Here is a 15,072-nt window from a genome sequence, read left to right as displayed (position 1 = left end):
ACAAAAACTGCTTCCTACCAATTATCCAACTAATGTTTCTATCACCAGAGGCGACGACAAAGGCCTTTATAGCACTACAGAACAAATTATTCTACTTTTGCATTAGTTAGAACGACAGGGTCTTATCCTTTTGCAGATTATTGTTTATTATTCATGCGGGCGTTAAAGCTAGCTAAGGAGTGACAGAATGACAATATCGTATGATGAGTTTGAAAAAGTTGATTTACGATCGGGCACTGTTGTAAAAGTTGAGCCATTTACAAGAGCCAGGAAACCGGCCTATAAAGTCTGGGTTGATTTTGGACCGGAGATCGGCGTACTGCAAACCTCCGCTCAAATCACAGTGCACTATACGCCAGAGTCTCTACGCGGGAAAACAGTGATAGGCTGTGTAAACCTGGGAGAGAAAAATATCGCGGGATTTACCTCACAATTTCTGCTGGTCGGCTTCTCAGATTCGGAAGGGGCCATATGCCTGGCTACGATTAATCCCCTTGTACCTAATGGAAAAAAAATGCATTAGGGTCGTGAAAGCGACCCTGCATTAATCGATTCAATTTGTTCTTTAAAAACGGCATTCTTCTCTAAGTCGTGTCGAATTTCTTTGAAGCTTAAATGATTGGAATGTCTAAAGGAATCAAGTACCTCATTAACATACTCAGTGCTCTTGAATTGACCTGCGTCGCGAATCTTTATCTTAATTGTAAGAAGTGTGTGAGAGATATTTTCTTCATCTGAATAATCAATAGCATTCGCTAAATCTCGTATTTCCTGAATAAGAATGGGTACAGTTCCATCCAGGCCTTTCATCAGATCATCATTATTTAATATATTACATACAGCAGTAATATTTTCTTTCCGATCATCTTCGGGCACTCGTAGAACATTATTTCTGATTTTAAAATTATTGGGAACGCTAACACTATTCGATGGGTTGCCTGGAGTGGGGGCATCTGTAGGTTTACTGGCTTTTATCAATTCATCTTGTTTTATACCCTCTACAATCTTCTGTAGTCGGCTTTCTATTTCAGTTAAAAAGGAAGGATCGATTTCTTTTTGCAGATCGTTTTGTTCCTTGATCTTTTCTTTTAAATTTCTTAGGTTCTGTAGAGATTGTTCTAAAATTCTCAGATATTCTGTAGAGTCTGATAATATAGACGGTACGTTCTCCAGAGCGGCTACATGTTTGCTAATCTCTGACAACAATTTCCTTACAGTCACTTGTTCACTTTGTATAATCCTCCAATTGGGTGTTATAACAGGAGCGAGTGTGGAGTAGCGCTCTGCAGCATGTTTGCTTAGTTTAAGGATGTTCTCTCGTAAATGGGTATCCATTATTCCTTTAACAAATCTATCTTTCGACAATAGCAAAAACTCTTCGGACGCAGTGGATAGATCATACTGCTTCGCCATCCTGATACTATAGTCTATAGCGCCTAACGCTGATTCAATCCCGGATCTGTTTCCTATCATTAATTTAATGATGTTCAAACTTTCTTTCGCGCGTTTCGCTTCTGGAAAGTCAAAACGAGCCCATTCTTCATCATCAGGAAATTTATGCAGCATATAGGATGCCTGATATCCGCTTCCTTGTAGAATCGCAACATATTCTTCTAACAGAGGATTAATTTTTGTTTTTAGAAATTCTTTGTATTCCTTAACGCTGTCACTCTGAGTTTCCAATGGCAAGAGTTCTTGTGTTTTGAGTTGAATATATAGCTTATAAACGGAATCTAATTGATTTTTCTGATTATTCTGTAGCTCTTTTAGTTCCTGGTCCAGGGTATTTTTTATCTTTATTGCATCAGCAATTATGGTGTTCACTTCATCCGCCAATGGAGCCAGGTCTATTACGGGTTGTATCGTTCCACTGTTTATCAGTTCCAGTTGTTCATTTAACGTATTCAATATTGGTAAAGTTGCCGCTGCTTGTAAATCCTTCAGGCTGGTATTGTCGTTTAATTCTGTTTGAGAACTATATTCTGGTACAACAGATTCTCCACCAATGCTAAATGATTTGATATGGTGCAAAAATTCATTGAAATCTTTTTGCGCTGAAGGAGTAAAAATATACTGTCTAAAGGAACTATTTTCCAGCGCAGCTATTTTTAGATTGTCTCTGCGGGTTTTGATTAACTCGGCATATGACTTTCTGCTTATTTCATTGTCTTCTGGTATGTAAAATTCAACAAATTTATCGACATAATCATCAGATAAAGCTAAAACTCTTAGCATTGCCTGATTTATTTCAGAGCGGTATTGTTCATTAATCGAAAGCGTTTTTGGAAGAAAACTCAGCCAATTACTTGCGGAAAATGTGCTTTTAGCGGGTAATTTAGCAATGGTTTCAGATGTAAGATTAAATTTAAGGTTATAATTCAATAAAGATGCGAGGCTCTGATCACCATCAATTTTTACAACTCTGTTCTGGCCATCAATACCTATGTTACCATTTTTTAAATCCATTTCCTCAAGAAAAACTGCAACCAACATGGCTTGACCCAAGCCTGTAATATCTCCTCTCTCAAAACGGCTGCTGTCATAAGGGAGGTCTCTATATGATTCTATTTTTTCTGAGCAGACAAAGTAGGTTGTTTCATCCTGTGCAATGCGTGTTTGCTGCTGATGAGGAATGAATAATCGAAAAAGCTCCTGTGCCAGCACCTCGTGTCTGGCAATCATGTGATCATCGGCAATCTTGACAATCCACTTCCCAGGCAGTTCTGAAAATGTTCCTTCAGAAAATAAATGAGTAGCTGCATGACCTTTTTCAGGTTTAGGACCTATAAAATTATTATAATTTAATAAGGAAAGAACCATGGGCTGCCCTTGCAATAACCTTTTTGTAATTATGGTGAACACAAATAAGAAAATCCAATTACAAGAAGTGTAGGAAAGCCGGGGAAAAGAGCGACGGTCTCATTTGGAGCTAGAATGTATATCCGATTGCTTTTCGCGCCTATTGCTTTGAAAAAACTCCAATAGAGCCAGCGTACTCGCTCTTTTCAAAACAGTAGACGTAAAAATCAGGTCGCTGGAAACTTGCCATTTTTTCAAATATTAACTAGCAGTAGCCAGGAGGTGTTCTGTCAGGTCATATTTAGTTTATCAATTTTCCATCTAATTGGTTTCCTAATATAGAGGTCCAGCTACATCGTAAAACTAACTTGGGAACGACTTCCTAAATCATTTTTTTCAATATCTTCATTACATAGTATGGCACGAGTGCTAATAGCAACTATATAAATATTAATAGTATTCTCTGAGTTCATAGATGCTAAATCCTGTGCAGTAATTGCTTTTTTTTGACATACAAAGTTGCCTGCTTCAATTAAATTAAGTTCATCTTCAAAACTGAACGTTGTGCCGTTATGATTTTCATAATTAGGTTCAGAATCGATTTCAGCGTTTAAAAAGTCCTTTAATACCAGACTCAAATACTCTCTAGCCTCTTCAAGATCCTCCGCAAATAACATCATCTCATAATAAATATTGGTTGTTTTTACAGTAAGTTTGAATAGTTCAAGTCTATGCGGTTTAAGTTTAGACATATAGTTATCGATAATTAAAAGATAAAAATCATATCAATTTATCAATATTTTCGTCAAATAGATATATGCGCTTGGAATGATTAAAGTGTGGGGATTCTCAGGTTAACCTCATAGTCTTTATTCACAATGGAGAAAAATATTACAGAAATTATGAGATTCAAATGCATAGCATTCAGATAGATCCGGCAAACCACAACTTATATTATATAAAATTTTTATAGTATCATCATATGCCGGACGAAATGGCCCGACATACGACAAAGATAATTTTTACATCTCCAATGTCTTGCTAGTGCAGGGAGATTCTTCAGACTCATTTCGTGGCTTTTTAAAGAAACCTACTTGATGCTCTTTTTCATTAGGTTGTAAAACATCCTGATTACGTTTCTTGCTATTATTATCAGAAAGAAGAGTTGGCGATAGATTTCCCTGGAAAATTTCTTCACATCGAGCGCGTAAAAAAGCAGCTTGTGGTAATGGATTTCCTAATAATAATTCGTACACATGCCTTGCTCTCTGGTTCATAATGGGCAGGTTTTTGCTTTCTTTTTCCCTTAATTGCTCGAGTTCTTGGCCTCTTCAAGTGTAGTTGGATGTCTCGCTCCAGAGGCTGCAAAATTAATACTATGATTGTCAAATAATATTATTTCACCACGGTAAATCAAATCAGCCATTTCAAATTCCGCTTCATGCTGTCGGGGCGAGTTATTGCGCCTCACAATACTTTCATATTGTAAAAATGAACGAATAAAATCAGTTCGTTCTGCAAGGAATCTGGCAATGACAAAATCTGCTTCATCGGAATTGCCAGATAACTTATTAATTTCCTCCTTAATAAAATTTACTTCAGCATAATTAACATTTTCTCTTGCATATAATTGGCATAATACAGATTTCATGAATGCAAGACACATCTCCTTCAACTCTTTGTGCTGATTGATCAGTTTTCTATAGTCATTAAGCCATCTTAAAGCATCCCCTAATCTTCCATTTCCTAATTGTCGCAGTTGATAACGGAATATGAACTTCAGCACTTCTAAATCGTCTGAATTATTACGCAATGCTTTTTCAACGTTAAATGGGAGCCCAAAACCGCCCTGAGAAATGGGTTTTATAAGCTCATTTAATATGCGGATTTTACCGAGCCTAACCGCTAAGGACACAGGGGTAAAGCCGACAATATCTCTTGTATTGAGTGAAAGGCCAAAACCACCTTCTGAGACAGGCTTTATTAGCTCACGCAACATCTCCACCTGATCGCCCATGACTGCACTTAATACCAAGTCACCACCATTATGATCTTTGGTATTAATCGAGAGTCCAAACTTACCGCCTTCAGAATGAGGTCGGACTAACTCTCTAAGCATCTCAATTCGCCCATGCTTAGCCGCTGTAAACAGATTGTCTTCCGCTTTAAAAATACCAATATGCATTGGAAGATTAAGTCCGCCCTCTTCCTTAGGATTGATTGGCTCGTGTAAAGCCGACACATTCCCGGATGCAACAACGAGTGAAACCGCTTCTAAAGCGTCTAGTGGGAGAAAACCATTTGGATGGGGATCTGCTAATCCTAAGCCTCCCTCCTCTGTGGGTCGAATCATATTTTTCAGTATGTCGCTTCGTCCAAGGGATGCCGCTATCACTGAGGGAAAGGAATATAAAGAAAATCAAGTTTGCTTTTTTGAAAAATTTGAGTCAGCTTCAGATTTTGCATCGCGACTTATCAGTCTGGTTGTCGCTCCAATCATTTTCACAGTAGTATCTGCGGGATTTGCTGTGTAGCAGCTGCTCAGTTTTTATGGGGGCTTTGCAACTATGTGGCTGGCAATATAAAAGGTGGGAATCACGCTATGGGGGAAGCTTGCGACACAATAGGTTTTTCTCTGATGAGCTCACTTGTAGCTATAGCAAGTGTTCCTTGCAATTTAGTGGATTTTGGTGGCGCTTTATGGAATTCACTGCCCTCATGTTCAGAAGAAGACTTTAGCGAAGCCCCAAGCCTTAATTAAACTTTGCAAGAACATACTTTCCCCTCCGCAAAAGCGGTGCGAATCATGATGTCTCGCATTGTGGAAGTCAGATGCTTAATTACAGGGGCTAATCTAGAATGCACCCGAGAGGTATTAAAGTAACCATCTGATCTATTGGCGTCCCGGAGAGGATTCGAACCTCCGACCTGCCCCTTAGGAGGGGGATATAATAAGCATCTCGATATATCTCTATGTATCTCCATGCAAGTAGTGCCCTTATAAATAATGGGTTTAACGGGTTTTTCATTGCATGGAAATACATTGTTATATAACCATACGCAATTAATTTGCACCCTATATGCACCCTAATTGAAAAAGTATATACTGCTTAATAGAAATAATCATCCATGGATAGAGAGCTGTTTGTGAACGAACTATCAACCCAAGACCTGCCAGAATATCATAGTTTTTTAAATCGAGTAGCTAGTGAGATTCGCCAAGCTAGAACACGTGCCGCTAAATCGGTAAATAAAGAGGCTATATCTCTTTATTGGTGGCTTGGTGAGCATATAGTGCAACATCAAAGTGAACACTCTTGGGGGAAGTCTTTCGTAGAGAAATTGTCTGTAGATTTAAGAAAAATCTTTCCTGAGGCAAAATTTGGTTTCTCTCCCAGAAACTTATGGGATATGCGGCGCTTTTATATAGAGTATAAAGATCACCCAAATCTGCGACAGCTTGTCGCAGAAGTTCCCTGGGGACAAAATCTACTCATTATGAATAAAGTCAAAAACAATGAGGCGCGACTTTATTATCTTACTGCGACTAAAGAACAGGCCTGGACAAGGGACGCGTTAAGCACACAAATTAATTCAAATGCTTATGAACGTCACCACTTAGCTGATAAAAAACATAACTTCAATGTCACGTTGCCAAGAGAGCTAGCAGAACAAGCGGATCAGTCCATGAAAGATGTTTACATGTTCGATATGCTTGGTATTACTAAGCCAATGATAGAAACTGAGATTGAAAGCCGTATGGTGGAAAAGATTAAGGATGTTATTTTAGAACTCGGTTATGGTTTTAGTTTTATCGGTAATCAATACCGCATTGTTACACCAGATTCAGAATACTTTATTGACTTATTATTCTATCACCGCAAACTGCAAGCACTTGTTGCTTTAGAGCTAAAAAGATCGAAATTTAAGCCGGAATATGCTGGTAAAATGAACTTCTATTTAAATTTGTTAGATGATTTTGTTAAAGAACCTCATGAAAATCCCTCTATTGGTATTATTTTATGTGGTGATCATAGCAAGTTTGATGTTGAGTATGCATTACGAGGTATTGATAAACCTGTTGGGGTAGCAGGGTATCAATTAACACGTGATATACCTAAACAGTTGAGAGATGCTTTACCAGACGCAGATCAACTAGAAGAAAAAATCATGTTTGAATTGGGGCTGGATAATGAAAGCCAAAATTAACAATACGTTACTAAAAAAATTAGTTCACCAAGACAAAGAATATGAGGTACATGATACCGATTTAAAAGGATTTATTCTTAGAGTATTCCCCTCTGGAACAATGCGTTATGTTTGTCAGTATAAACGAGGTGGCAAGATAAATATTGGTTCTGTGGGAGTAATTACTCCTGCTCAGGCTCGAGAAAAGGCAGTCGAAATCTTAAATGACTTTAATAAAGGGATTGACCCAAAAGCCAAAAGAGGAAGCAATAAGCCTAAAACGTTAGGGGAGTTCTTTGAAAATGAATATAAACCTTGGGTTTTAACTCATCATAAAAGAGGGGACAAAACGCTTGCCACAATCAGACGCTGCTTTGATAAGTTATTTTCTAAGCCTTTAGAAGAAATAACGCCTTCGCTTATAGAGCAATGGCGAATCAAACGATTAAATGATGGCATTTCTAACGCAACACTTAATCGAGATATTGGTACATTGAAATCTTTATTTACTAAAGCGGTAGAATGGGGATTTATTAAAGAGAATTACTTAAAAAATTTGAAGCTTTCTAAAATTGATAGAGCACCTAAGGTACGTTATTTATCTTTTGATGAAGAAAGGAACTTACGGCAAGCCTTGGCTGAGCGAGAAGAGCAATTAAAGCAAGATCGAAAAAAAGGTAACGAGTGGAGGCAAGCACGTGGATATAATTTGCTGCCGGAGTATGATGAAAATGATCATTGTGACTATCTAAGACCAATGGTTCTGATTTCAATTAATACCGGGTTGAGGCAAGGCGAGCTTTTTCACTTAACTTGGGAAATGATAGATTTACAAGAGCGCTCAATTATAATTACTGGCGAGATCACAAAAAATAGTAACTCTCGCTATATTCCTCTTAATGATGAGGCTTACAAAATAATTGAGCAGCTTTATAAAAAAAATACTGTACCAAATGGTCTGGTATTTCCAAGTAAGGAAAATAAGCCATTCAATAATATTAAACGATCTTGGACAACAATTTTAAAAAAGGCGCAAATATTTGATTTTCGCTGGCATGATTTAAGACATCATTTTGCTAGTAAATTAGTGATGGCAGGAATAGATTTAAATACAGTGAGAGAGTTACTGGGTCATTCTGATATAAAAATGACATTACGATACGCGCACTTAGCCCCGGAGCATAAAATTAAAGCGGTAAACAAAATTAATTGGGCTGGTTAAACCATTCTAGGAATCGCATAAAATTTAGCAGTTGATCCCATGAAGGGGGGGAATGTATTTACAGCCTTGGAATTACTGTAGCCTAGCGATTGAACGCTATCTAAAAACCATAGTGGATGATATAACCATAAATACTTCAATTCCTCCTTACGGACGGCACTCGCCAGGTTTTAAATCCCCCATGATCCTCCACTCATACATCTCTTAATACCAAGGAGAAGCATTACAAAAATGTTTGCAAGAATTTCTCCTTACTAATTCCGTAACTTCTCAAGTTAGAGGCTCAATATTTATTGTAGTACAAACAACGAACCTTATGCCGCGCGATGAATTATTTGCAAAGAAGAAATAAACGATAGTTGTTGCGTTTTATGATTGGATATATTCAAACTTTGTATTGGATGTAAGGTAAAGTAACAGCTTAGTTATGGAGAACCATGGAATAACCACCACTTCATTTTCGTTTATATAATTTTTCTTTCTAAATCATGTATTTGCGCATTTGTTCCAGTGAACTTAAAATACTTCTATTTTTTTAAATTAGTTAAGTTCGACTATTAAACTCTGAGTTTCCAACGGTGCCAAATAATGGGGGTAGCCACTAGAATTTTTTTTGTGAAGATTACCGGCTCTTCTGTTTCTGTTTGAGGATTTAGACAAGTTATGGCAAAGCCATCTTTTCTTTTCATTAAACGTCGGACATACGTTCCCTCACTGAGCTCAATTATACAATCATGCCCGATGCATTTTTCAATATCCGATGGATTAAAGTATTGAACACCCCCAACAAAATCACCCTTGGAATATATGGGCTCCATTGTGTCATCCGAAACCATGACGGCAATGGCATTTGGATTGTTTGACTTAAAAAACTCGATTTCTCTCTGGATGGAGCTTTCTTGACTAAGCAGGGGGGCTATATCTTTATCAAGTGCTGGGAAAGGTACAAAGTCAGAATTCAGTAGACTCGGGCTTTTACCTGATCCATTAAGAAGCCATTGCATTGAACAGCTAACGCCTGCGTTATGCAATATCTCTACTAGTTTGGATGCTGTTTTTTCATTCAGAGGGTTTCTGCCTAACTCCCATGATTGGAGAGTATGCATACTAATACCGAATTTCTCTTCCAAATCTTTACGAGATATACCAGCCAAACTTCTAGCGGTTTTAATACGCCGGCCGGCATTTAAACGTTGATCATCTGTATTTTCATTCATAGAAACCTAGTACAAATAATTTATATACCAAAATTGCGTATAATGTATTTACATAATACGCATTATAGGTATAATTTATTTTAATATACGTATTATCCCATAAAACACAACCCATTGAACTAATAGCTTTAACAAATTTGCATCAAATGGTCAATGAATTAGTCAAGAGTTAAGGGATAGTCAGTATCGATTCGCTCAATGTATGTGAGTGTTGGCTCAAAATCAAGTGCATTAAAACGTTAGGGATGAAGTGTTCGTTATGGATTTTTTTATTAATAAAGATGAGCTTGCAGGGCTTTATGGCTTACCGCAGGTTCAACAGTTGGCTTACTTAGTAGGAATACGCCCTTATATGGACATAAACACACGCATAACAGGAGTTAAGCGCAAGATCAGTTATCAATCGATAGCTGAGTCTCTCTATGCTGAACCTCATCCTGGTATTCAGAGCGGAAGCCCAAGCAAAGATCAGATCCGCCGAGCCATTAAAGGGTTAGAGAAAGCTGGATTAATCGAGATTCATAGCACTGAGCACGCCCTTATTTTTAAATGTTTATTAGCGACTGAGCGTTTTTCTGTCCAAAATAAACCCGCCACTAAGGCGCCACACCATTCCGCCATTGTGGATAACTCAAATAGCCCAGACGGGGCAAGGGCTTTTGATAAAGTTAATCAGCAAGCCGCCATAGCAAAAACAGCTCAACCCGCCATACCTCATATTAGTAATAATAATTATTTATTTTTATTAGCTAAGCAATTCGAGCAATTTTGGTCGGCGTATCCGGTCAAGCGCTCCCAGCCTCAGGCCTTGCAGGCTTTTCAGGAATTAAATCCCTCTGCGGAATTGTTTCAGCGAATGATGAATGCCTTGCAACTGCAAATCGCTTACTACGACCAACAAATTGCCCTCAAGCGCTGGATGCCGAACTGGAAGAACGCCGGCAACTGGATAACCCAGCAATGCTGGAACGATGAATTACCGACTCAAAACAAAAAGGACGACCACCATGCAACACATCAAAAATCTTATTCAGCTACCCCAAACCACGATCCGCTCTGGTCAGAATGCCAAAGCGGATGTGAAACCGAAAGCACAGACTCCAACATCATCCCCTTCAGGGGAAACGTTCGAGGCGCACATTAACCGCTTGTTTATGAAGTTTGCCTCGTTCTACGGCGCGGTTTGGCGCTCACAGCTGAAAGAAGAAGGCTTTATCGCGTTCATGAAAAAAGAGTGGCTAAACAGCTTGAAAGACTTTGCGCCAGAAATCATCGACAAGGCAATCGAATGTTGCCTGAAACAGAAGGAGTTTCCGCCAACACTGCCGCAATTTTACGACCTGTGCCGAAGCTTTCAAAAGCGGCAAGACGAGCAAAAAGAACAGGAAAACAAAAAGCAGGCGAACCCTGCGCCGTTAGAAGTAGGACTGGCGCATTTAAGATTCATCAAACAAATGTTAAACAGCAACTAAGGGAGAACACCATGCTGATATTGGGAAGAAGAGAAGGCGAGTTGATTCTGATTGATAAGGGTCAAATCCAGTTGAAGGTACTGCATCTCGATAGCGACCTTATTCACTTAGGCATTAAATCCTCGACTCGGATTGATATCGATACGCCGGCGGAGGGAACGCAGTTTATCAAGACCGACTCCATGCTGGTTTTACAATGCCGGCTTGGCGACAAACTGTTTTTAAATAACAGCCAAATTCAGGTGAAGTTATTAGCAGCACATCACGGGATAGTGTATCTGGGCATTCAAGCGCCTGTTCATATTGATGTCGACCGTGAGGAAATCTTTGCGCGCAAGATGGCCACCGCCCGATTAAGCGAGAAAGCCTGCAATGACGTGTACTTCAAAAAGCCTAATGTTCGCTAAGGAGAAGGCCATGCGCAAACTCAATGGTTTTAAACAGTTCGCAAAAGCGAAATACCTCGCCTTGTTAAGTTCTTTACTGCCTGTACCCTGTTTTGCGACCTCAGTTGAATCGGTGATTGATGGCGCCGTGCGTTATTTGCAAGGATCATTGGTGCGCTCAGTGGCGGTAGGCATTATCGTCATACTGGGCTACATGTGCTTTAAATTGCAAAAATTTCCCAAAGAGTATTTCGTGTATTTCTTAGTCGGGTTGGGGTTGGTGTTTGGTGCTGACGAACTTTATTCTCGCCTGGCAGGTTGATATGTCTGACTATAATTTACATCGCAACCCAGTATTTGGCGCCTTAACCCGCCCGGCAATGACCGGCGGGGTCACGCTTGAATTCCACGTGATGAATTTAATCCTGTCGATGGGTGCATTCATCGGCTTAGGCAGCATGCTGTATGGCCTTATTTTTCTGCCGATTCATGCCTTTGGCTGGTTAGCCTGCAAACAAGACACGGCCTTATTCACCATCTTAAGCAAACGCTTTTTCCTGTTGCCCAATATGCCTAATTCATCTTTTTGGGGAGTCCGCGCCTATGAGCCTTACTAAGATTAAACAGCGTATGCAACAGGAGACTGGAATCAGCAGCTTGTTTCCGATTACGCACCTTAATTCAGCGAGCCTTTTTGAAACCAAACAAGGCGCAATAGGCGCCACTTTGCAGGTCGAAGGCATATCCTTTGTCATGGCTGAACCTGACTATTTAAACGAGATGTCCTATCGCTTACACCAAGCGCTGCTCCATCTCGATGAACGCTTCATGGCGTATGTGACCATCCACCGCCATAAGGAAGATATTCGCTTAAACGGCGAATTCAACTCGCCCTTTGCCAGGCGGGTTAATGAGAAATACCACGCCCGTTTTCAGGGGAAAAGCCTATACCGCAATGCGATTTATATCACGGTGGTACTGAAAGGCGATAATTCCAGCAAAGCCGCACGCACCTTAAACTGGTGGAGTAAAATCAGTGCGTCTAAACATATCAGCGAGCGCCAACAAAAGCGGGAAGCGCAAATCGCCTTGCTGCTTGGGAAAATGGAGCAGTTAAAGACGAGCCTTTCGCCCTTTAAACCGCATTTGCTAGGCGAAAAAGACCGCCAAAAAGGCTACAGCGAATTACTGGCCTTTCTCTCCTTAATTCCTAATGCTGGCGAGCGCTTGCCCTTTACCGAGCCGCAATTTAACGCCATGACCGGCAAGGGCTTACTGGACACCTTAAAAGCCAATGCCTTATACCCAGAAGGGAATTTGAGCCAATACGTAACCAATAAGCAACTCTTCTTCGGCCAAACCATTCAGTTTCAAGGGGCAAGCGACAGCAGCTTTGCTGCACTGCTCTCTATTAAAAAATACGGACTGGAAACCAACTCGATTATTCTCGATAAACTGTTAGAACTTGATTCCGAATACATTCTAACCCACAGCTTCGCCCCGGTACCGCGCGAAGTCGCATTGGATTTAGTGGATAAAAAGCGGGGCAATTTACTGAATGCGAAAGACTTAGGCAGTAGCCAAATCCTGCAATTAAGCGCATTAGAAGATGGGCTTTCCAGTGAAGTGGCTCGCTTAGGCTTCCATCACAATAGCCTGATGCTCCTATCCCCCAACAAAGCACAATTAGAGGATGCCATTCGCGAAGCCGTCAAAGCCTATGCAGCTGCTGGCATTGTCCTGGTGCGCGAAAACATCGGCCAAGAACTCGCTTACTGGGCGCAAATTCCCGGCAACCATGCCTTTATTGCCCGCGCCAGCCTGGTGACCTCACACAACTTCGTTGATTTCTGCTCATTACATAATTTCGATACCGGCTTTCGCGATGGCAACCATTTAGGCGAAGCGGTAACCTTATTGGAAACACCGTCAAAAACCCCGGTATTCTTCAACTATCACAGCCAATCGTCAAAAACAAATCCCGCCAAAGGGCATACCGCCATCTTTGGCGCCACCAATGCCGGTAAGAACACCCTGGTTTCGTTTCTTGATGCGCAAATGGGGCGCTACAATAATCGAAGCTTTTTCTTTGACCGCGATGAATCCTCAAAGATTTATGTCTTAAGTGCGCCCAATAGCAGCTATACGGTGATTTCACCGAAACATGCTGACCGTATCGCCATGAACCCGTTCATGATGGCCGATACGCCTGGCAACCGCAGCTTTGTAAAAGACTGGTTCGCAGAACTCATCAAACAACCCAATGAAACCGACTTAGCGAGCAGCATTCGCGAAACCATTAACGAATGCGTTAATTACGCCTTTGACCACCTAGAGCGCCGTTATCGTAACTTAAGCAATATTGCCCGCTGTCTTCCGAAGGACTTCCCACGCTGGCCGGAACTCAATCGCTGGCTACGCGAAGATACCACCAGAGAGGCCGGCGAATACGCCTGGCTGTTTGACCACGACCATGATGCGCTCAATGTTAATTTCGACAAGGTAGGCTTTGACATTACCTATTTAATGGATGAAGTCTCGCCTTTAATATCGACACCGGTTTACATGTATTTATTACACCGGGTGCGCCAGTGCCTTGATGGGCGCTTAACCTCAATTATCATTGATGAGGCATGGCAGGTATTCAATTCCCCGTTCTGGCTCAAGCATTTGAAATCATGGGCAGCCACTATCCGCAAGAAAAACGGCCATTTCATTTTCATGACGCAAACGCCTGAATCCATCATTCATTCACCGATTGCAGCGGAAATCATTACCAATGTCGCCACCAGTCTTTATTTCCCTAACCCGGCAGCCAATGAGGCCACTTACAAAGACGCTTTAGGCTTAAGCAATGGCGAATATCAAACCATTAAATCCTTAACACCGGAATCAAGGCTTTTCCTCTACAAGCAAGACCGAAAGAGCATTCTCTGTAAATTGGATTTAAGCGATTTACCAGAGGAAATACGAGTTTTCTCGGGCAATGAAAGCGCTGTTCGATTGCTGGATAACATCATTGATGAAGTCAGTGCCAATGCCGACGACTGGCTACCGGTCTTTTTACAAAGGAGTGGCACATGACCATCCGACTACTGCTTGTAGGCCTTTGTTTAAGCGTCAATGTGCATGCCGATGTATTGGGTGTCTCCGATGCCGCCATGCTTGAAAAAGCCATTGAGCAATTAAACCACTTGAAAGCCCAATATGAGATGCTGGAAAAAACTTACCAGAACGCCGAATCCCAACTAAACAGCTTGCAGAAACTTCAAGACCTAAACACTGGAAATTACGGCTTTGGAAACTTAAACAATAGTGTCGCGGATTTAAAGAATCGCCAGTGGTCAGCCAATACCTGGGATGAAGCTTTAAAAAATATTTCAGGAGGTAATCCAACCCGTTATCAAGAGCTGGTCAAAGCCTATGAGCGCAACCACATCACCTTGGATGATGCGAGCTTCTTAAAAGGAGCCACCACAGAGCGCCTGAAACAATACCAGCAAAACAAAGCGGTGAATGAAGCGGTCAGCGTGCAAGCGACTTACGCCTATAACGAAATCAACCAGCATTTAAAGGCCATCCATGAGTTATCAGCCAATATTGAAAAAACGGCCAATACCAAAGCGGCTATTGATTTAAATTCACGCCTGATTGCAGAGCTTGCCTTCATTCAAACCGAACAGTTAAAGCTGCAAACCCTAATCGGACAACAATCGGCAATGGCAGGATTTAACGACATTAGTAGCGAAACTGACATGGCACGCTTTAACCGCTTGCCGGATGAATAA

15 protein-coding genes and 1 tRNA gene are annotated in these 15,072 nt (G+C 40.8%); 10 read left to right on the top strand and 6 right to left on the bottom strand.

All coding sequences use genetic code 11. The features are described from left to right. Nucleotides 1–187 precede the first annotated feature (187 nt). The gene (locus tag LXA66_RS03145) at nt 188–523 is read left to right on the top strand and encodes a tRNA-binding protein (protein ID WP_233011880.1); all 336 of its coding nucleotides are present in this window, start codon (nt 188–190) and stop codon (nt 521–523) included. On the opposite strand, the gene LXA66_RS03140 is transcribed toward LXA66_RS03145, so the two are convergent. The 5 genes from LXA66_RS03140 to LXA66_RS03120 form a co-directional block, all read right to left on the bottom strand. Further along, the gene (locus LXA66_RS03140; protein WP_233011879.1) at nt 520–2,466 is read right to left on the bottom strand and encodes a hypothetical protein; all 1,947 of its coding nucleotides are present in this window, start codon (nt 2,464–2,466) and stop codon (nt 520–522) included. The genes LXA66_RS03145 and LXA66_RS03140 overlap by 4 nt on opposite strands. Before the next feature lie 683 nt (nt 2,467–3,149). Then, the gene (locus LXA66_RS03135) at nt 3,150–3,551 is read right to left on the bottom strand and encodes a hypothetical protein (RefSeq protein ID WP_233011878.1); all 402 of its coding nucleotides are present in this window, start codon (nt 3,549–3,551) and stop codon (nt 3,150–3,152) included. Nucleotides 3,552–3,821: 270 nt separating this feature from the next. Further along, nucleotides 3,822–4,055, bottom strand: coding sequence for a hypothetical protein (locus tag LXA66_RS03130; protein ID WP_233011877.1), 234 nt, complete (start codon nt 4,053–4,055; stop codon nt 3,822–3,824). Nucleotides 4,056–4,105: 50 nt separating this feature from the next. Next, entirely contained in the window at nt 4,106–4,984 is an 879-nt protein-coding gene (locus LXA66_RS03125; RefSeq protein ID WP_233011876.1) for an ankyrin repeat domain-containing protein, read from the bottom strand. A gap of 712 nt (nt 4,985–5,696) precedes the next feature. Further along, nucleotides 5,697–5,769: transfer RNA gene (locus LXA66_RS03120), tRNA-Arg, on the bottom strand. Between the two features lie 177 nt (nt 5,770–5,946). Here LXA66_RS03120 and LXA66_RS03115 point away from each other — a divergent pair. Continuing rightward, entirely contained in the window at nt 5,947–7,008 is a 1,062-nt protein-coding gene (locus tag LXA66_RS03115; RefSeq protein WP_233011875.1) for a PDDEXK nuclease domain-containing protein, read from the top strand. Then, nucleotides 6,992–8,209 carry a tyrosine-type recombinase/integrase gene (locus LXA66_RS03110; RefSeq protein WP_233011874.1) on the top strand — a complete coding sequence of 406 codons (1,218 nt, stop codon included), beginning with the start codon at nt 6,992–6,994 and terminating at the stop codon, nt 8,207–8,209. Before LXA66_RS03115 ends, LXA66_RS03110 begins: the two co-directional genes overlap by 17 nt. A 557-nt stretch (nt 8,210–8,766) precedes the next feature. Here LXA66_RS03110 and LXA66_RS03105 read toward each other — a convergent pair. Continuing rightward, nucleotides 8,767–9,426, bottom strand: a complete 660-nt coding sequence (locus LXA66_RS03105; RefSeq protein WP_233011873.1) for a helix-turn-helix domain-containing protein — start codon at nt 9,424–9,426, stop codon at nt 8,767–8,769. Nucleotides 9,427–9,685: 259 nt separating this feature from the next. Between LXA66_RS03105 and LXA66_RS03100 the strand changes: the two genes are divergently transcribed. The 7 genes from LXA66_RS03100 to LXA66_RS03070 are packed head-to-tail and all read left to right on the top strand — an operon-like array spanning nt 9,686 to nt 15,072. After that, nucleotides 9,686–10,570 carry a hypothetical protein gene (locus LXA66_RS03100; protein WP_233011872.1) on the top strand — a complete coding sequence of 295 codons (885 nt, stop codon included), beginning with the start codon at nt 9,686–9,688 and terminating at the stop codon, nt 10,568–10,570. 10 nt (nt 10,571–10,580) lie between these two features. Continuing rightward, nucleotides 10,581–10,898, top strand: coding sequence for a Vir protein (locus LXA66_RS03095; RefSeq protein WP_233011871.1), 318 nt, complete (start codon nt 10,581–10,583; stop codon nt 10,896–10,898). An 11-nt stretch (nt 10,899–10,909) separates the two neighbouring features. After that, nucleotides 10,910–11,305: a carbon storage regulator gene (locus LXA66_RS03090; RefSeq protein ID WP_233011870.1), complete on the top strand. Its 396-nt coding sequence runs from the start codon at nt 10,910–10,912 to the stop codon at nt 11,303–11,305. A 10-nt stretch (nt 11,306–11,315) separates the two neighbouring features. After that, nucleotides 11,316–11,606: a TrbC/VirB2 family protein gene (locus LXA66_RS03085; protein ID WP_233011869.1), complete on the top strand. Its 291-nt coding sequence runs from the start codon at nt 11,316–11,318 to the stop codon at nt 11,604–11,606. Nucleotide 11,607: 1 nt separating this feature from the next. After that, nucleotides 11,608–11,901, top strand: coding sequence for a type IV secretion system protein VirB3 (locus LXA66_RS03080; protein ID WP_233011868.1), 294 nt, complete (start codon nt 11,608–11,610; stop codon nt 11,899–11,901). After that, on the top strand, nt 11,888–14,368 hold the full coding sequence (locus LXA66_RS03075; protein WP_233011867.1) for a VirB4 family type IV secretion/conjugal transfer ATPase: 2,481 nt from the start codon (nt 11,888–11,890) through the stop codon (nt 14,366–14,368). The genes LXA66_RS03080 and LXA66_RS03075 overlap by 14 nt, the downstream gene beginning before the upstream one ends. Next, nucleotides 14,365–15,072 (top strand): type IV secretion system protein, encoded by a 708-nt coding sequence (locus LXA66_RS03070; RefSeq protein WP_233011866.1) that lies wholly within the window; start codon nt 14,365–14,367, stop codon nt 15,070–15,072. Before LXA66_RS03075 ends, LXA66_RS03070 begins: the two co-directional genes overlap by 4 nt.

Origin of the sequence: Legionella sp. 16cNR16C (genome assembly GCF_021297775.1) — a bacterium.
GTDB classification, from domain to species: Bacteria; Pseudomonadota; Gammaproteobacteria; order Legionellales; family Legionellaceae; genus Legionella_C; species Legionella_C quinlivanii_A.
This window is presented reverse-complemented; position numbering and strand designations above follow the sequence as displayed.